General features: G+C 37.4%; 17 protein-coding genes and 1 other annotated feature. All 17 genes read right to left on the bottom strand.

Features of this window, described 5'->3' with window-relative positions; genetic code table 11:
• Positions 1 to 5 precede the first annotated feature (5 nt).
• The 17 genes from rpoC to PATL70BA_RS12435 all read right to left on the bottom strand — a co-directional run bounded on the left by rpoC (position 6) and on the right by PATL70BA_RS12435 (position 17,806).
• Positions 6 to 3,584, bottom strand: coding sequence for a DNA-directed RNA polymerase subunit beta' (rpoC, locus tag PATL70BA_RS12515; protein ID WP_125137682.1), 3,579 nt, complete (start codon positions 3,582 to 3,584; stop codon positions 6 to 8).
• 43 nt (positions 3,585 to 3,627) lie between these two features.
• Positions 3,628 to 7,464, bottom strand: coding sequence for a DNA-directed RNA polymerase subunit beta (rpoB, locus tag PATL70BA_RS12510; RefSeq protein WP_125137681.1), 3,837 nt, complete (start codon positions 7,462 to 7,464; stop codon positions 3,628 to 3,630).
• 438 nt (positions 7,465 to 7,902) lie between these two features.
• On the bottom strand, positions 7,903 to 8,277 hold the full coding sequence (gene rplL / locus PATL70BA_RS12505) for a 50S ribosomal protein L7/L12 (RefSeq protein WP_125137680.1): 375 nt from the start codon (positions 8,275 to 8,277) through the stop codon (positions 7,903 to 7,905).
• 22 nt (positions 8,278 to 8,299) lie between these two features.
• Positions 8,300 to 8,926: a 50S ribosomal protein L10 gene (rplJ, locus tag PATL70BA_RS12500; RefSeq protein ID WP_125137679.1), complete on the bottom strand. Its 627-nt coding sequence runs from the start codon at positions 8,924 to 8,926 to the stop codon at positions 8,300 to 8,302.
• Between the two features lie 44 nt (positions 8,927 to 8,970).
• Positions 8,971 to 9,108, bottom strand: a sequence feature (ribosomal protein L10 leader region).
• Between the two features lie 105 nt (positions 9,109 to 9,213).
• Positions 9,214 to 9,924, bottom strand: a complete 711-nt coding sequence (gene rplA / locus PATL70BA_RS12495) for a 50S ribosomal protein L1 (RefSeq protein WP_125137678.1) — start codon at positions 9,922 to 9,924, stop codon at positions 9,214 to 9,216.
• 85 nt (positions 9,925 to 10,009) lie between these two features.
• The gene (gene rplK, locus PATL70BA_RS12490) at positions 10,010 to 10,435 is read right to left on the bottom strand and encodes a 50S ribosomal protein L11 (protein WP_125137677.1); all 426 of its coding nucleotides are present in this window, start codon (positions 10,433 to 10,435) and stop codon (positions 10,010 to 10,012) included.
• 130 nt (positions 10,436 to 10,565) lie between these two features.
• Positions 10,566 to 11,084, bottom strand: a complete 519-nt coding sequence (gene nusG, locus PATL70BA_RS12485) for a transcription termination/antitermination protein NusG (RefSeq protein ID WP_125137676.1) — start codon at positions 11,082 to 11,084, stop codon at positions 10,566 to 10,568.
• Between the two features lie 19 nt (positions 11,085 to 11,103).
• A complete protein-coding gene (secE, locus tag PATL70BA_RS12480) occupies positions 11,104 to 11,301 on the bottom strand; it encodes a preprotein translocase subunit SecE (protein WP_125137675.1) in 198 nt (65 codons plus the stop codon).
• Positions 11,302 to 11,333: 32 nt separating this feature from the next.
• The gene (rpmG, locus tag PATL70BA_RS12475) at positions 11,334 to 11,483 is read right to left on the bottom strand and encodes a 50S ribosomal protein L33 (RefSeq protein WP_125137674.1); all 150 of its coding nucleotides are present in this window, start codon (positions 11,481 to 11,483) and stop codon (positions 11,334 to 11,336) included.
• Between the two features lie 229 nt (positions 11,484 to 11,712).
• Positions 11,713 to 12,198, bottom strand: coding sequence for a flagellar export chaperone FlgN (gene flgN / locus PATL70BA_RS12470; protein ID WP_125137673.1), 486 nt, complete (start codon positions 12,196 to 12,198; stop codon positions 11,713 to 11,715).
• A gap of 206 nt (positions 12,199 to 12,404) precedes the next feature.
• The gene (locus PATL70BA_RS12465) at positions 12,405 to 12,581 is read right to left on the bottom strand and encodes a YjfB family protein (RefSeq protein ID WP_125137672.1); all 177 of its coding nucleotides are present in this window, start codon (positions 12,579 to 12,581) and stop codon (positions 12,405 to 12,407) included.
• Positions 12,582 to 12,648: 67 nt separating this feature from the next.
• A complete protein-coding gene (fliS, locus tag PATL70BA_RS12460; protein WP_125137671.1) occupies positions 12,649 to 13,056 on the bottom strand; it encodes a flagellar export chaperone FliS in 408 nt (135 codons plus the stop codon).
• A 1-nt stretch (position 13,057) separates the two neighbouring features.
• A complete protein-coding gene (gene fliD, locus PATL70BA_RS12455) occupies positions 13,058 to 14,533 on the bottom strand; it encodes a flagellar filament capping protein FliD (RefSeq protein WP_125137670.1) in 1,476 nt (491 codons plus the stop codon).
• Positions 14,534 to 14,544: 11 nt separating this feature from the next.
• A complete protein-coding gene (locus PATL70BA_RS12450) occupies positions 14,545 to 14,961 on the bottom strand; it encodes a flagellar protein FlaG (RefSeq protein WP_125137669.1) in 417 nt (138 codons plus the stop codon).
• 151 nt (positions 14,962 to 15,112) lie between these two features.
• Positions 15,113 to 15,877: an acylneuraminate cytidylyltransferase family protein gene (locus PATL70BA_RS12445; protein WP_125137668.1), complete on the bottom strand. Its 765-nt coding sequence runs from the start codon at positions 15,875 to 15,877 to the stop codon at positions 15,113 to 15,115.
• The gene (locus tag PATL70BA_RS12440; RefSeq protein WP_125137667.1) at positions 15,874 to 16,827 is read right to left on the bottom strand and encodes a Gfo/Idh/MocA family protein; all 954 of its coding nucleotides are present in this window, start codon (positions 16,825 to 16,827) and stop codon (positions 15,874 to 15,876) included. Before PATL70BA_RS12440 ends, PATL70BA_RS12445 begins: the two co-directional genes overlap by 4 nt.
• Before the next feature lies 1 nt (position 16,828).
• Positions 16,829 to 17,806 carry a Gfo/Idh/MocA family protein gene (locus tag PATL70BA_RS12435; protein WP_125137666.1) on the bottom strand — a complete coding sequence of 326 codons (978 nt, stop codon included), beginning with the start codon at positions 17,804 to 17,806 and terminating at the stop codon, positions 16,829 to 16,831.

The raw sequence follows: 17,806 nt of genomic DNA, 5'->3' as shown, positions 1-17,806 counted from the left end.
TATTTCTAATATTCGTCTTGAAACAATGAATCATCTACGTTATCGTTATCAATATCTTTTTCTATAATATTGAGTTTTCTATAACGCTTCATACCCGTACCTGCAGGAATCAACTTACCAATGATGACGTTCTCTTTGAGACCAATCAATGGATCTGATTTTCCTTTTATAGCTGCATCCGTTAAAACTTTGGTTGTTTCTTGGAATGAAGCTGCTGACAAAAAGGAGTTTGTTGCTAGAGATGCCTTCGTAATACCGAGTAGTACTTGGGTAGCTACAGCAACTTCAAGACCTTTGTCTTCCATTTCTCTATTGATTTTCTCAAATTCCAATCGATCAATCAAACTACCCGGTAAGAAGGAGGTGTCGCCACTGTCTTCAATACGGAGTTTTTTAAGCATTTGCCTACAAATTACTTCAATATGCTTATCATTGATCTCAACACCTTGAAGTCTATAAACACGTTGTACCTCTTGTAACATATAGTCTTGAACCGCTCTAACACCTTTGATTCTAAGTGTATCATGAGGGTTAACACTACCTTCGGTCAACTCATCGCCTGCTTCTACCATACTACCATCCGCAACTTTTGTTCTTGATCCGTAAGGGATTAGGTATGCTTTTGACTCGCCGGTGTCTGCATTTGTAATTACCATTTCACGTTTTTTCTTCGTTTCTTGCATAACAGCTTTTCCGCTAAATTCTGCGATGATAGCCAAACCTTTTGGTTTTCTTCCTTCAAAAAGCTCTTCAACCCTAGGAAGACCTTGGGTAATGTCATCTGCTGTTGCTATACCACCAGTATGGAAGGTACGCATTGTAAGCTGTGTTCCCGGCTCGCCGATAGATTGAGCTGCAATAATACCCACAGACTCTCCTACTTGAACCGGTATACCTGTAGCCATATTTGAACCATAGCACTTAGCACATACACCCACTTCTGATTTACAAGATAAAACTGTTCTAATCTTAACTTGATTAATTCCAGCTTTTATAATGTTTCTTGCTTTAATTGGTGTAATCATACGATCGGCTCTTGCTAGAATTTCACCTGTCTTTGGATGCTTAATATCTTCAATAGACCAACGACCGCTCATTCTTTCTTCCAAGCCTTCAATGACTTCTTCCCCATCCATAAAGCTTTTTATAACCATACCTGATACTTCTGGCTCATCCTTACAACAATCCGTTTCTCTGATTATAAGATCTTGAGAAACGTCAACCAATCTTCTTGTTAAGTATCCCGAGTCTGCCGTTCTAAGGGCTGTATCAGCAAGACCTTTACGAGCACCATGGGCAGATATGAAATACTCAAGTACGTCAAGACCTTCACGGAAGTTAGATTTGATTGGAAGTTCAATTGTATGACCGGAGGTATCCGCCATAAGACCACGCATACCTGCAAGCTGCTTAATCTGATTATCCGATCCACGAGCTCCGGAATGTGCCATCATATAAATATTATTGTATCTGTCTAGATTACCAAGGAGTGCCTTAGTGATTTTATCATCACATTCACGCCAAGTCTGAATAACGCTGTTATAACGTTCTTCTTCTGTCATCAAACCACGTTTGAACTGCTTTATGATATCTTCAAGTGTTTTTTCAGCTTCTGCTACAAAACCTTTTTTCTCCTCTGGTACCTCCATATCCGAAATAGATACCGTAATGGCACTTTGAGTGGAGTATTTGAAACCTAGTTTCTTAATTTCATCTAAGACTTCTGCTGTTCTCGTTGCACCATGGACATTAATGCAATAGTTCAAGATCTGTTGCATTTGTTTCTTACCAACAAGAAAATCAATTTCAAATAAGAGTTGATCATCTACAGTAACGCGATCGACAAATCCAAGATCTTGAGGAATGGCTTCATTAAAAATGATACGTCCTACAGTCGTTTCAATGAGACGTCTTTCTCGCTCACCGTTAATGATGCGGACACGTTCAACCTTGACACGTGCATGCAAGCTCACGACTTTATTGTCATAAGCAAGAATCGCTTCATTTTCATCTTTAAAAATAGTTCCTTCTCCTAGTTCACCTTCTTTATCCAAGGTTAAATAATAAATACCAAGAACCATATCCTGTGAAGGAACAGATACCGGTGCACCATCGGATGGTTTTAATAGGTTGTTAGGCGATAATAATAGGAAACGACATTCTGCTTGTGCTTCCACGGATAAGGGTACATGGACCGCCATTTGATCACCATCAAAGTCAGCATTATAAGCTGTACAAACAAGAGGGTGCAACTTAATAGCTTTACCTTCTACAAGTACCGGTTCAAAGGCTTGTATACCAAGTCTATGTAGCGTGGGGGCACGGTTAAGCATAACAGGGTGTTCTTTGATGACGTCTTCTAGAACGTCCCAAACCCCTGGTTCAAGTCTTTCTACCATTTTTTTTGCTGATTTAATGTTATGTGCAAGACCGTCTTCAACAAGCACTTTCATTACAAATGGCTTAAAGAGTTCAATTGCCATTTCTTTTGGTAAACCACACTGATAAATCTTAAGTTCCGGTCCGACAACGATTACAGAACGTCCAGAGTAATCGACACGTTTACCAAGTAAGTTCTGACGGAAACGTCCTTGCTTACCTTTTAACATATCCGATAAGGATTTGAGTGGTCTATTACCAGGTCCTGTAACTGGTCTTCCTCGTCTACCATTGTCAATCAAAGCATCAACGGCTTCTTGGAGCATTCTTTTTTCATTTCTTACAATAATGTCAGGCGCACCTAAGTCCAAAAGTCTTTGAAGACGATTATTTCTGTTGATGACACGTCTGTATAAATCGTTTAGGTCTGAAGTGGCAAAACGTCCACCATCCAACTGAACCATAGGACGAATATCCGGTGGTATAACCGGTACGACAGATAAAATCATCCATTCAGGCAGATTACCAGATTCTTTGAAAGCTTCGATAACTTCGAGGCGCTTAATAATACGAGCTCTTTTCTGTCCTGAAGCATCTTTTAATGCTTTTTTAAGTTGTTCAGACTCGCCTACGAGATCTATTTGTGACAAGATTTCGCGTATGGCTTCTGCACCCATAGCCGCTCTAAACTTATGACCATATTTTTCATAAGCTTCTGTATACTCTTTTTCAGTCAGCACTTGCTTGTATTGTAATGATGTCTCACCAGCATCAATGACGATGTAGGAAGCAAAGTACAATACCTTTTCAAGTGTCCTAGGTGACATGTCTAGAATCAGACCCATTCGACTAGGGATACCTTTGAAGTACCAGATGTGAGATACAGGCGCTGCAAGTTCTATATGACCCATACGCTCTCTTCTTACTTTGGATTTTGTAACTTCTACGCCACAACGATCACAAACCACACCTTTGTAACGTATTTTTTTGTACTTACCACAATTACATTCCCAGTCCTTGCTCGGCCCAAAGATTTTCTCACAAAAGAGTCCATCCTTTTCAGGCTTTAAGGTTCTGTAATTGATGGTTTCCGGCTTTTTGACTTCGCCCCTGGACCATTCTCTGACCCGTTCGGGTGAAGCAAGACCTATTTTAATAGCGTCAAATACCAACGCTTCAGATTGTTGCTTAACTTCACTTTGCATATTGGAAAACTCCTTCCTTACGACCTACTTTTATCGATGCGACTTATTCAAATAACTCATCTTCGTCTTGAATAATAAAACTATCTTCCAGCGAAGCATCTTCTTCATCATCCTGTATTTCCAACAAATCTGTATCGTCTTCAATATCAGATCCGATTTCCACTTTCCCAACAACTGCCGTATCTGATAGCTTTTCTTCAGTTACTGCAATATTTGTTGACAAATCATAGTCATCTTCAAAATCCTCTTTGACATCGATTTCTTGATTGTCACTTGTCATGACTTTTACGTCCAAACATAATGACTGTAATTCTTTAAGTAGTACTTTAAAGGATTCAGGAATACCCGGTTCAGGTATATTTTCACCTTTAATGATGGCTTCGTAAGTTTTGACTCGTCCAACAACATCATCTGATTTTACAGTTAAGATCTCTTGTAATGTATAAGCAGCACCATATGCTTCAAGTGCCCAAACTTCCATCTCTCCAAATCTCTGACCACCGAATTGTGCCTTACCACCAAGTGGTTGCTGTGTTACAAGTGAGTAAGGGCCAGTCGAACGTGCATGAATCTTATCTTCAACCAAATGGTGAAGTTTTAGGTAATGCATGTAACCGATGGTAACTGGATTATCAAAGTAATCACCGGTTCTACCGTCTCTTAGTGCAACCTTACCATCAGCAGATATTGGAACGCCTGCCCATTCTTCCTTGTGTTTTTGATTTTCCTCAAGGTATTGTAATAGGCCTTCATTTAGTTTGTCTTCCCATTTACTGCAGAAGGTTTTCCATTCTGAATTAACATAATCATTGGCTAATTCAAGTGTTTCAATGATATCCATCTCATTAGCGCCGTCAAATACCGGTGTTGCTACCTTAAAGCCTAATGCTTTTGCTGCTAAACCAAGGTGAACTTCAAGAACCTGACCGATGTTCATACGTGAAGGTACACCAAGTGGATTTAGTACAATGTCAAGTGGTCTACCATTTGGTAAGAAAGGCATGTCTTCTACAGGTAAAATACGAGAGATAACACCTTTGTTACCATGACGACCCGCCATCTTGTCACCAACGGATATCTTTCTTTTTTTGGCTATATATACTCTTACGGACTGATTGACACCCGGTGCCAGTTCATCCCCATTTTCTCTTGTAAAAACATTAACATCGACAACAATACCTTTGGCACCATGTGGTACTTTCAAGGAAGTGTCTCTAACTTCACGGGCTTTTTCACCGAAAATCGCTCTAAGAAGTCTTTCTTCAGCGGTTAATTCCGTTTCACCTTTTGGTGTTACTTTACCAACCAGAATATCGCCGGAACGAATCTCAGCACCAATTCTGATAATACCACGTTCGTCTAAGTCTTTTAATGCATCGTCACCAACACCTGGTACGTCTCTGGTAATCTCTTCAGGACCTAGCTTAGTGTCTCGTGCTTCCGCTTCGTACTCTTCAATATGTAATGATGTGTATACATCGTCTTTTACCAGATTTTCACTTAGAAGAATAGCATCCTCAAAGTTATAACCTTCCCAAGTCATGAAACCAATCAATGGGTTCTTACCTAGGGCGATTTCACCGTTACTGGTTGAAGGTCCATCTGCTAGTACATCACCTTTAAGAACTTTTTGGCCTTTATTCACCAAAGGTCTCTGATTGATACATGTACCTTGATTGCTTCTTGAGAATTTCGTTAAACGGTAGTAGTCTTTTTGTCCTGTTGAAGATTTGACCACGATTTCGTCGGAAGATACACGATCAACAACGCCGTCGTTTTTAGCTATTGCCATAACACCTGAGTCAACCGCTGATTTGTGTTCCATACCCGTACCTACGATGGAAGATTCTGTCACCAACAAAGGCACCGCTTGACGTTGCATGTTCGATCCCATTAGGGCTCTGTTTGCATCATCATTTTCAAGGAAAGGAATCATAGCTGTCGCTACTGAAAATACTTGCTTAGGTGATACGTCCATCAAGTCGATTCTAATGTCTTCCATCTCTATGATGTGCTCGCCAAAACGTCCAGTTACATACTTATGTACGAAGTGATTGTTTTCATCTAGAGGCTCATTGGCCTGCGCAACTCTATAATTCCATTCAACATCCGCTGTCATATATACGATATCGTCAAGTACCACAGGTTTTTCGCCTGTTTTATCAATCTTACGATAGGGTGCCTCTATAAAGCCATATTCGTTGATACGCGCATAGCAAGCAAGAGAGTTAATCAGACCAATGTTTGGACCCTCTGGTGTTTCAATCGGACACATACGACCGTAGTGAGAATCATGAACGTCTCGAACCTCGAAACCTGCACGTTCTCTTGATAAACCACCAGGGCCCAAGGCTGACAAACGTCTTTTATGGGTTAACTCTGCTAGTGGATTGGTTTGATCCATAAACTGTGATAACTGTGAACTACCAAAAAACTCTTTGATGGCTGCTGTCACAGGTCGAATATTAATAAGGGTTTGAGGTGTAATGCCTTCAGGATCTTGAATGGTCATACGCTCACGAACAACACGTTCCATTCTTGATAAACCGATTCGGAATTGATTTTGAAGTAATTCACCAACAGCTCTAATACGTCGATTCCCTAAATGGTCAATATCATCTTTGACACCAACACCATGTTCTAAATGGATATTATAATTAATAGAAGCAATGATATCTTCTTTTGTTATATGTTTTGGTACGAGTCTTGCCACATTTTTTGATATGGCTTCAACAAGTTCATCACCTTCATATTCCGCCATAAGTTCCGCAAGAACCGGGTAATATACATGTTCAAATATATCTAATGCTTTTCGATCTACTTGAACATATCGATCCATATCTACCATCATATTGGATAGAATCTTGACTTTTTTGTCCTCTACAGTTACATAAACATAAGGTACCGCAGCATTTTGGATGTCATCTGCCTTTTCAGGTGTTAAGACTTCTCCAGCTTCCGCTATGACTTCACCGGTGGTTTGATCAATAACATCTTCTGATAAAGTTTGGCCAGCGATTCTGAACATAAAGGATAGCTTTTTATTGAATTTGTAGCGACCTACTTTTGCTAGATCATACCTTCTTGGATCAAAAAACATAGAATTGATTAAAGACTCAGCACTCTCAACTGATGGCGGCTCACCTGGGCGTATACGTTTGTAGATCTCTATGAGACCTTCTTCGTAACTTCCGGTGTTATCTTTTTCAATACTTGCAAGGATCTTCATTTCCTCACCAAAAAGTTCCTTGATTTCTGCATCTTTTCCTATACCTAGGGCACGGATTAGAATTGTAACCGGTACTTTCCTGGTTCTATCCACACGTACATGAAAAATATCATTTGAATCCGTTTCAAATTCCAGCCATGCACCTCTATTGGGTATAACTGTCGCTGAGTATAGTTGCTTCCCAATCTTATCATAATTGATATTATAATAAATACCAGGCGAACGTACCAACTGGCTTACAATAACTCTTTCTGCACCATTAATGACAAAAGTCCCTGTTGGTGTCATGAGTGGTAAGTCACCCATGAAAATCTCGTGTTCCTTGATTTCGTCTTTTTCCTTGTTAAAAAGTCGGACTTTGACTTTTAGTGGGGCCGCATAAGTGGCATCGCGATCCTTACACTCTTCCATTGAATACTTGATTTCTTTGTTCAGAGCAAAGTCAATAAATTCGAGCTTCAGATTGCCACTGTAATCGCTTATTGGGGAAATATCGCGAAATACTTCTTTCAATCCTTCTTCTAGAAACCATTGATAAGAGTTCTTTTGTACCTCAATTAAATTAGGCATTTCAAGAACTTCTTTTTCGCTAGAATAGCTCATTCTAAGACCTGTTCCGTACTTGGTAGGTTTAATCCTGTTTTTCTCCATGGTTTAGTTTCACCCCTTGGCTATATGATTTATTATAAATACACACTTCATGTTTGTGTATAAAAGTGACGATACCCTGCTAAACACCCTATTTAACTGGCTTTCATAGTTAATTCGAACTACATAAGCCTATAAATGAGCATACAAAGCCATATTAACGCATTAACAAATAATATCACACCTTATATTAGGTGTCAAGAATAATACTACAACAAAAAAATACATTCTGATTGCAGATTGTTTCATTCTAAATATGCTTTTTCTGATGACCTTCGTAAAAACCATGATCGTTCTCTAAGCCTTTACGAAAACCATCTTAAATATGTCATTAAATATTATTTCCTAAGCACAAAAAAACTAAAACAAATAATAGTTTGTTCTAGTTTCCATGGTGATAATTAACCCCTAGATTCTAGAACCCAGGGGTTAGGTATAGTATTATTTAAGTGTAATCTGTGCGCCAACTTCTTCAAGCTTAGCTTTCATTTCATCTGCTTCTGCTTTAGTTACGCCTTCTTTAACTGCTGTAGGTGCGCCTTCAACTAAGTCTTTTGCTTCTTTAAGACCAAGTCCGGTGATTTCTCTTACAACTTTGATAACTTTAATTTTTTGAGAACCTGCTGATGTTAACTCAACATCAAACTCAGTTTTTTCTTCTGCTGCTGCTGCTTCTCCGCCGCCAGCTGCTACTACAACGCCAGCTGCTGCAGATACACCAAATTCTTCTTCACATGCAGTAACTAGTTCATTAAGTTCAAGTACAGTTAATTCTTTGATTGCTTCTATGAGTTCTTGAGTTGATAATTTTGCCATTGTGTGACACCTCCGTATATTATTATTCTTCTATTTTTTCTTCTGTGGTTACTTCAGTTTCAACTGCAACTTCTTCTACTACTTCCGCTACTGGTTCAGCTACCGGTTCTACTACTTCTGCTACGCTGTCAGAAACAAGATCTGCTGCTGTTGCTGCACCTGTTTCAGCCGCTTTGTCTGCAACTGCTTTAATAGTACGTGCAAATGTAGAGATAGGTGATTTGATACTTCCAAGTAATTTTGAAAGCAGTTCTTCTCTGGATGGGATAGCAGCAATTTTGACAATCATTGCATCATCATAATAAATACCTTCTACAACGCCAGCTTTGAATTCAAGATTCTTGAATGCTTTTGATTGCTTAAGCAATACGCGAGGTCCTGCAGTAGGATCTTCATAACTGATGGCTATTGCACTAGGTCCTGCCAAATGCTTTTCTAATGCTTCAAATTCTGTTCCTTGGAATGCAAAACTCATCATTGAATTCTTAAACACTTTGTAAGTTACGTTTGCTTCACGTAATGACTTACGAAGTTCAGTGTCTTGTTCAACTGAAAGGCCACGGTAGTCAACCAACACGATGGATGTTGCACCTTCTATTGAATCCTTGATGGTTTTGATTACGGATTGTTTTTCTTCGATTCTTGGCATTTAGTACACCTCCTTGATTTATTTATTGGGGCTTGCCATAGACTTGTTATAAACAAAAGACCCTTGTCAATAGACAAAGGTCGATTCATATCATCATTCATGATAAAAAAAGTCTCCTCGGTAGGTGAATGAAATCTTTATGCTTACGCACCTACTGTCTACAGCGATATAATGGTCATTCGTAAAACGAACGACCTGCGAAATAGAGTATAACAAACGTACGACCCTATGTCAACTATTATTTCACCCTCCGATCAGCTATCATATCTGATCGGAAGGATGATTTATTATTTTTTTGCTGCTGAGCTATCTAACTTCATTGGGTTTACCTTCACGCCAGGGCCCATAGTAGAAGCTACAGATACACTACGAAGGTAAGTACCTTTTGCAGCGGATGGTTTTGCTTTTATAATTGCATTCATGAGAGTGTGGAAGTTATCTGCTAGTTTTTCTTGACCAAAAGAAGCTTTTCCTATTGGACAATGGATGATGTTCGTTTTATCTAATCTATACTCAATTTTACCAGCTTTGATTTCTTCTATTGCTTTACCCACATCCATGGTTACTGTGCCGGCTTTTGGGTTTGGCATAAGGCCTTTTGGACCAAGGACCCTACCAAGACGACCAACCACACCCATCATGTCAGGTGTTGCAACAACAACGTCAAACTCCAACCATCCTTCGTTTTGGATTTTTGGAATTAAGTCTTCAGCACCTACAAAATCTGCGCCTGCTGCTTCTGCTTCTGTTGCTTTTGCACCTTTTGCAAATACAAGAACACGAACAGTTTTACCGGTACCGTGTGGTAGTACAACTGCACCACGCACCTGTTGCTCAGCATGACGTCCGTCAACACCAAGTCTAACATGGACCTCTACAGTTTCATCAAATTTTGCTTTTGCTGTTTCAATGGCTAAGCTTAAAGCATCTGCTGGATCATATTGCTTTGTTTTATCAACTAATTTTTGTAACTCAATTTTTCTTTTACTTTTTTTCATTGTTATACCTCCTTGTGGTAGTATCGGGTCTTACCCTTCCACGGATTATCGGTCGACCGATGTTTTCAAATTGTCCGGTTTGTTGTTAGTCTTCTACAACAATACCCATGCTTCTTGCTGTTCCTGCGATCATAGACATCGCTGTTTCGATGTTAGCCGCATTTAGGTCCGGCATCTTAAGCTCTGCAATTTTTTGAACTTCTGCTTTTGAAATCTTAGACACTTTTGTTTTATTAGGTTCACCTGAACCGGACTGAATGTTACATGCTTTTTTAAGCAAAATCGCCGCAGGTGGTGTCTTTGTGATGAAACTAAAACTTCTGTCTGCATATACAGTGATAACAACAGGAATAATCATACCTGGTTGATCCGCTGTTTTTGCATTAAATTCTTTTGTAAATTGCATAATGTTAACACCATGCTGACCAAGAGCCGGTCCAACTGGTGGTGCTGGAGTTGCTTTACCAGCAGGAATCTGTAATTTTATAAGTCCTGTAACTTTTTTCGCCATGATAGCGTACCTCCTGATTTCTAAAATATAACTAATAGCGCATAGCGCCTATGGGAAATCAGCTATATCCGATGTGGTATTTACGGGGATTTCCCTCCCACTTGTCCGTTATGGACAAATTGTTACGATACTAGACTTTCACCATATTGGAAAAGTCCAATTCAACCGGCGTTTCTCTACCAAATATTGACAGATTAACAATAACGGTCCTTTTGTGGTCGTGAATCTCTTTAACGACACCAACCGAACCTTCGAATGGTCCATCTGTTACTGTTACCGTATCACCCATTGCCACATCCATCTTCATAATATGTAAGTCGATGCCCATGGTTTTGATTTCCGCCTCTGTTAAAGCCACTGGTTTAGATCCCGGTCCAACGAAGCCTGTAACACCTCTTGTGTTACGCACAACATACCAAGTCTCATCATTCATCAACATCTTGAGTATGACGTAACCTGGGTAGAGTTTTTTCTCAACTTCTTTGCGTTGACCATTCTTATCTTCCAGTACCTTATGAAGGGGAACGATAACTTCTACAATCTGATCTTGTAGCTTTCTGTTTTCTATTAACTTTTCAATGTTGGCTTTCACCTTGTTTTCATACCCTGAGTAGGTATGAACTACATACCATTTTGCTTCTTCAGACATAGAACCATCCTTCTGTTGTTTATAGTAGTAAGAAACGTACAATTGCACCGAATATTGTATCAATTCCTGCAATTATACCGCCGACGACTAATGAAACAGCGATAACAATACCTGTCTGCTTCATTAAGATTGGGAAACTAGGCCATACGATTTTTTTAAACTCGCTTTTCAGACCTTTGAAAAAATTAGTTTTTTTCGTAGTGTTTGCTTCACCCATTGTTTCACTTCCTTCTGTGCTTTTATAGAAAACTATTTTGTTTCTTTGTGATTGGTATGTTTTCTACAAAATCTACAATATTTTTTTGTTTCCATGCGTTCTGGGTGCAACCTTTTTTCCTTGGTTGTATTATAATTCCTTTGCTTGCACTCCGTACATTCTAGCGTGATTTTAACGCGCACAACTTCCACCTCCACTTGTTCTACTGTTAAAATATGTTGTGTTTGAAGCTGCTTTCTTTTTAAAAATAGCGCATAAAAAAAAGCCCTACAAACGTGCAACTATAAATTTATCATAGGTACAACATCTTGTCAAGCTCTTTTAATAGCTTCACCCGCTTCATTAGAAAAGGTGATAATAATACAACGGATAGTGTAAAATACTTATAATTCATTAAACCATACTTCTATATTATTTCTTCGAGTCAAAGAAATGGGGTTGGTCTGCCTTCTTCTGTTTATTGTAATTATTATGGTAGCTAGAGACCGCCGTTCTTTGATTACGGAAGTTCTTAACATCACCTTTGATGTTCTGGCTCTTAAGATCAAATCTTTGCTTGTTCCGCATTTCTGTAACTTGAATCTCTACACCTAGATCGCTGACTTCGGTGATGTGTTGCTTCATTTTCTCAATAGCTTCTTTATATAATGAAGGTTGTGCCTTTAAAGTTGACTTAATTCTGTCAAAAGCACTTTCAAAACCCTCGTCGATTTGAATGAGCTTATCAATTCGAATTTGTTTGTTGCTCATAATATTATTAAAACTTGTCGTATTAAAATCTTCCTTCATAAGTAAATTCGATTGTTCTTTTGAATAGTCTAGAATCTCTTCTAACAGTACTTTCTTTTTTTCTAAAGCTTCAACAAGTATATCGACTTGTAAATGCATGTCACCCATAATACACCACCTTTTTTCTTGTTCTCTAATTATAACAAAATATGACCTGCTTGACTACCATAAGAATAAAGTAACAAGGACCCAGTCCATTGACCAGATCCTCTAAGTTTATTATTTTTTCTAGGTAAATTCGAGCTTTCAGCCTTGATACCTGGCTGAAAGATTATAGGAATTTTCCCTCTGTGAACAATTAAAAAGCAAATTGTTCATATCTGTATGTCGATGCTACGTCCAATCTCGGGGGTTACACTTTGTTCCATCATCTTGATAAGGTCTTGACTCTGAACCTCTGCTATATCCATAACTTTCGCGGCCAGTTGGACACTGGCTTGTTGCTTCACTTGTCCCTGAGCTAATGCAATTGACATTGCTGCTATATCCATAGAATCCACTCCTAATAATTGGTCAGTTTGCTCGTTTATTAATTTACTGTTCATTTTTTAGTCTATCTTATTGGGCCTTCGTTTTCAAATTCCCAATACTCTCACCTTGTTTTGTGAGTTGCATGGCTTCTTTCCAAGTATTACGTAAATCTCTAATAAAACCAATGGCTTCTTCAAGTATCTCTGGATCTTTGACCATATTGGCTTCAGTCAATCTACGACTTATGTAGTCATACATTAATTCTAGGCCTGTGGCGACCTCATAGCTTTTATCCAGTGTTGCTTGGAATTCTTCAATAATATCTTGTACGCGCATAACAAGATTATGACTTTTTTCTATATCATTATCAACCATGGCTACTTTAGCTTGGTTACCAAACTTAATGGCACCATCATAAAGCATTAATGTCAGTTCTTGAGGAGAGGCAGTCATAATGGAATTGGATTTTATTTTTATGTATGGATTACTTGTCATCTTAGAGACCTCCTAATTGTTGTGCCAACCAGTTACCAGTTGAATTGGCCTGTTGCATGGCTTTTTCCATTGCAGTAAACTGCTTATAATAACGTTCTTCAATGCTCGCTAGACGAACTTCAAGTTCGCTCATTTTCGTGTCAAAACTTTTAACTTGGTTATCCATCATTTTATCGTTATAAAAAGTCAATGCACTACTTAGTGAAGATGACTTCATTTTGTCGCTCATATCACTATATAATTTATTGCCCAAACTTGTCATAAGTTCCATTACCGCATCCGGATCTTCATTAATGGCATTTCTTAGCTTATTTTCTTTAATACTGTATAAATCATCGTCTTCATCGCCGTCTATGTGTAAGACACCTTTTTCAGTATAACTTCCTGTAACGATGCCTAGGCTACTTAAGTTTCTAAAAGTAAACCCTGTTGTATCTACACCAGAAGACAGAGTCAATGTGTTTCTCATACCACTCATAATACTTGTTAGTGTATCATCTCTTCTAAGTAATGATACTTTAATTTTCTCTTCCCATAACTTAATATCATCTTCACTCATAGCAGATTTTTCTTCTGAAGTTAATGGTTTATATGTTCTGGCTGAGTCAGCGCTAATTTTTCCATCCATTTCCAACATAAGCTCGTTGTATTTTGTAACAAATGATTTAACAGAATCATATATGGCTTCTGTATCTTGGGTTACTGATATAGTCGAACTACCACCTTCACCTAAGATATTGAAAGATAAACCGTTTACTATTACTTCATTGGTTGAACTTGTCAAATCTGTCCCGTTATATTTAAATGTAGCATCACTACCAGCTGTGCCTATGCGATTACCTAAAATAAAACCTAAACCGTTTAAGACTTCCTCATCACCGGCGACTTGTAGTTCCATTTCAGAACCCGTGTTGGTCGATGAAAGAAAAAGTCGATTAAAATTGCTGTCGTAGCTAACATTCAAGTCTAGTCCCAAATCTTTGATTTTGCTTGTGATGTTCGCCATAGTGTCACTGGCCTCAATGGTAATTTGTTGGGTTGTTACACCGCCATCTAAACTAATGGTCAGATTCTTTGTGTCTGGATCAGCGAAAGTCATCATCTCACCAGCAGTGGTTGTCGACGTAACTCCTGTTAATGTCTCTCCAGTCAAGAAGGAACCTTTAGCCATGGTTGTAACCTCAATACTATGACTCCCTCTTACTGCCCCTGATGAAGTGTTAAGAGAAACTAGGTTTTCATTAGAGCTGGTTAATTTCTTTTTACTGTAGGTACCTGCTGATTTGAATGAAAAAAGTTCTTCCTTATAGAAACTATAGAGCTTTGTATTCATGGATGACCAAGCTTCTTTTTTCCACTCAGCTAAGACCTTATCTTTTTCAACAGTCTCCACTCTTGTTCGTTCAACTTTCATTAAATCTTTTATAATACTTTGAGTATCAAGACCTGAAGCAAGCCCTGTAAATTGTATTGCCATAGAAGTACCTCCTATCTATGTTCGTCTACGAGTATGCCTGAGATTTCCCACAAATGGGCGACCATATCTAAGACTTTTTCAGACGGTATTTCTCGAATCACTGAATCATTTTCAGTATTGATGACCTTTACCATGATTTGTTTGGTTGCATCATGTATGGAAAACTCTAAACGTCTGTCATAGGTTCTAATATGTTTATTTGCTTTTTCAATAGCCTTAATAACTTGGTGTTCTTGTTCTTTAGTATTTTCTATCGCTGCAACTTCTGCTTCCACATGAATACGTTCTTGTTGTTTAACTGCTAATCCATTCTGACTTCCAGAACTTTTCACGGGTTGTATTGGAGCCGGAGATTCCGTTCTGCCTACTCTTTCTACGTTTTGGGGTGTTGACACACTGTTTGCGCTGCCAACCGAATCAATTCTCATAGTAATACCTCCTTGTATTGTTATATCCTACATTATATATCGGCTTCTCATGAAAAAAGTTAATAGAGTGATTCATTATTTCACTAATTTAGTTATCGTCAAAAATAAAGCCTTCTATTAAACTTAGGATATTAATCAGTGATAATCGTCATTATTTTATAGATATGTTTCTTATGTTATTTCTTACCTCATTAAAAGATTCTTCTTTATCAAAAAGGTACTTGCCTACTACTTGCATTAATTCGAAATCATTTTCATGGTCAATATCCAAAACAGCCGTATCTTGCATATGAATAACCTCGCAATAACCTTCAAAAAGTCCTTTCTCACTTTCTAGAAATTCCGGAGAATATGCATATAACGAAGCATTCATATCATATATATCCGGTGCCTCCTGACGTGTGTTGAATGTCGAATTCATAACTCTTTCATACCCATTTTCTGATTTGCGTACCATATTAAAATATGGATTTCTTCTTGCATTCGTCACTGAAAAAACAACGTCTGTACTATATGTATGCTTTTTTTCAATTAGGTTCTTAATATCTCTAGTTCTTCTAAGAGGTGATGTGATATCTAAATCAACAACCATGTCATAGTTTGTTTCATACTTTATCTGCATTCTTTTTAAACAATCTAATATAACCGCAGTTTTTGGTATATGATCCATACCAAGTGCTTGTTCTCTTTTTATTACATCTATTTCTTTCTTGATTCCATCGTCAAACATTTTTATGAGCTGTTCACTATCCGTATTTAATACAATGTCTGCTTTTATCTCAGGGCTATTTTTTAGATATAAATCTATTGCAGAAATGGTATAAAAGGGCAATGGATAACCCAAAAACTCTTTTAGGTTTTTATTCTTTAATCCTTTCGAACCAGCTCTGCCACATATCGTGAATAGAATCTTCATAATGAGATAGCCTCCTTTGCAAGTTTTAATGTTTCAAATGCCTGGTCTATGGTGTTATGATTTATTTTCTTTCCTTCAATTAAATCAAAGAAATATGTGATTTCCTTACGTTGAAAATCATCTCTCGTATCATGGAATCTAATTGTTTCTTTACTTTTTTGAAATACTAATTCATTTTTCACCAAATCAACTTTCACTGTATCATCTTTCATAAATAGTTGCATTTCTCGAATTATTTCTTGCCCAAAATAATCTAGATGTACTTCAACCATCATATTTTTGTATTTAGCAATATATATAGATATATCATCACTATCTATTTCTAAATCCGAAACTTTACCTCTGAAGTTATGGATTTCTAATGGTTTTCCAAATAAGTATTGAATATAGTCCCATTCATGAATAAGGTCTAATGAGACGCCACCACCCTTAGTTTCAAAAGCACTGTATGATTTTCTATAATCCACGTGCTTTCTCCAGTTCGGTAGATAGCTAGAAGAAATTACTCTCGCACATAAGACATTTTTCAAGTCAAATTTCTGTCTGACAAAGTCAATTATATCCATATACCTTAGAGGACATGCTACATAATATATACTTTTTTTATTAAGATTAAGCTCTTCTATGGATTGATTTGGGTTATCAAAAATAGGTTTTTCAATAAATAAATTCTTTGATTTTGGTGCAAATGTCTGAATTGTTTCATAATGCAAATGGGTTGGATTCGAAATAAAAATGGCATCATAGTCATCGGGTACTTCCTCTGTTGTATAATAGCAGTTGTTTATGAATTTTCCAACATCCTCAGAAATCTTTTTCTGCGGATTACTGCGAATTAAATCTATGGTGCAAGATATATTCCTATCCTTTAATTCATCAAGAATATTCATTAGATGCCTTTTTCCAATGGACCCTAAACCAACTATTGCAATTTTATAATTTTTTTTCATATTATGCCTCAATCTTATCAATAATTTTCAATATCTCTTTATCTTTTTCAAAATCATAAATAGGTTTTGATACACCATTAAGAACATTAAAAAATGCAGAAATTTCGCTGTAATAAGCGTTTTCTACAACGAAATTACTATACGCGTCTAATTGGTCAACTTTATCATAGAGCTTTAGCTTTCGCTCTTCTTTAAGTTGTATATCATAGGATACGAGGCCCTGTGGTGATCCATCCCATCTAAGAAATAAATTTTCTCCAAAAATCTCTAAATTCCTAACTGCTTTCCTTGAAACAACGTCAACCGCCAACATACCTTTATGACCTGTACTATGTTCAAGTATTAATAAATAATTATCATTGTATTCAATATTTAGGCCACTCATTTTACTTTTTATAACTTCAAACTTAATGACCTCACCAAAGGTTTCAATCATCCATGGTAGCTCTATTGCAAATATTTCTCTACACCCATTAGTTTTTTTATTCCCTACAAAAAAATCATTATAAGATTCCCATGGATGCCAGTCCGGTAAGTATTGTCCAACATGATATGAATAATTTACTAAATTATTCGTTTTTTTCACCAAAGCACTAATTTCTATTATTTCTTCACGATATAAAAATGTGGAAGACAAAAATAGTACCTTCTGTCGTTCTTTAGCTAATTCTATATTATAGTCATAACCATCTGATACTAAGTTTAATTCTGAAAAAACATGCACATTATGCAATAAACACTCTGTTATGAGCTTTTTATGCGTCAGCGGTGAGGAACAGATAAAAGCAACTTCTATTTTTTGATGCTCTAAGCAATCCTTCGTATTCTCATATACTTTTATATGAAAGGTACTTTCACATACACTTCTTCGATTATCACTTTGATCAACCCCAACAATTTCAATTGTCGAATCATATTTTTTTAACAAACGGATTCTTCTTTTTCCCATAGAACCCAACCCTATAATCATTACTTTCAT

Origin of the sequence: Petrocella atlantisensis, from assembly GCF_900538275.1 — a bacterium.
GTDB lineage: Bacteria > Bacillota > Clostridia > Lachnospirales > Vallitaleaceae > Petrocella > Petrocella atlantisensis.
Note: the sequence above shows the minus strand (reverse complement) of the source record. Positions and strands in the feature narration are given on the sequence as shown.

Excerpts from the sequence above, each read along its gene's own strand:
- rpoC (WP_125137682.1), bottom strand. The coding sequence starts at position 3,584 with ATGCAAAGTGAAGTTAAGCAACAATCTGAAGCGTTGGTATTTGACGCT.
- rpoB (WP_125137681.1), bottom strand. The coding sequence starts at position 7,464 with ATGGAGAAAAACAGGATTAAACCTACCAAGTACGGAACAGGTCTTAGA.
- rplL (WP_125137680.1), bottom strand. The coding sequence starts at position 8,277 with ATGGCAAAATTATCAACTCAAGAACTCATAGAAGCAATCAAAGAATTA.
- rplJ (WP_125137679.1), bottom strand. The coding sequence starts at position 8,926 with ATGCCAAGAATCGAAGAAAAACAATCCGTAATCAAAACCATCAAGGAT.
- rplA (WP_125137678.1), bottom strand. The coding sequence starts at position 9,924 with ATGAAAAAAAGTAAAAGAAAAATTGAGTTACAAAAATTAGTTGATAAA.
- rplK (WP_125137677.1), bottom strand. The coding sequence starts at position 10,435 with ATGGCGAAAAAAGTTACAGGACTTATAAAATTACAGATTCCTGCTGGT.
- nusG (WP_125137676.1), bottom strand. The coding sequence starts at position 11,084 with ATGTCTGAAGAAGCAAAATGGTATGTAGTTCATACCTACTCAGGGTAT.
- secE (WP_125137675.1), bottom strand. The coding sequence starts at position 11,301 with ATGGGTGAAGCAAACACTACGAAAAAAACTAATTTTTTCAAAGGTCTG.
- flgN (WP_125137673.1), bottom strand. The coding sequence starts at position 12,198 with ATGGGTGACATGCATTTACAAGTCGATATACTTGTTGAAGCTTTAGAA.
- PATL70BA_RS12465 (WP_125137672.1), bottom strand. The coding sequence starts at position 12,581 with ATGGATATAGCAGCAATGTCAATTGCATTAGCTCAGGGACAAGTGAAG.
- fliS (WP_125137671.1), bottom strand. The coding sequence starts at position 13,056 with ATGACAAGTAATCCATACATAAAAATAAAATCCAATTCCATTATGACT.
- fliD (WP_125137670.1), bottom strand. The coding sequence starts at position 14,533 with ATGGCAATACAATTTACAGGGCTTGCTTCAGGTCTTGATACTCAAAGT.
- PATL70BA_RS12450 (WP_125137669.1), bottom strand. The coding sequence starts at position 14,961 with ATGAGAATTGATTCGGTTGGCAGCGCAAACAGTGTGTCAACACCCCAA.
- PATL70BA_RS12445 (WP_125137668.1), bottom strand. The coding sequence starts at position 15,877 with ATGAAGATTCTATTCACGATATGTGGCAGAGCTGGTTCGAAAGGATTA.
- PATL70BA_RS12440 (WP_125137667.1), bottom strand. The coding sequence starts at position 16,827 with ATGAAAAAAAATTATAAAATTGCAATAGTTGGTTTAGGGTCCATTGGA.
- PATL70BA_RS12435 (WP_125137666.1), bottom strand. The coding sequence starts at position 17,806 with ATGAAAGTAATGATTATAGGGTTGGGTTCTATGGGAAAAAGAAGAATC.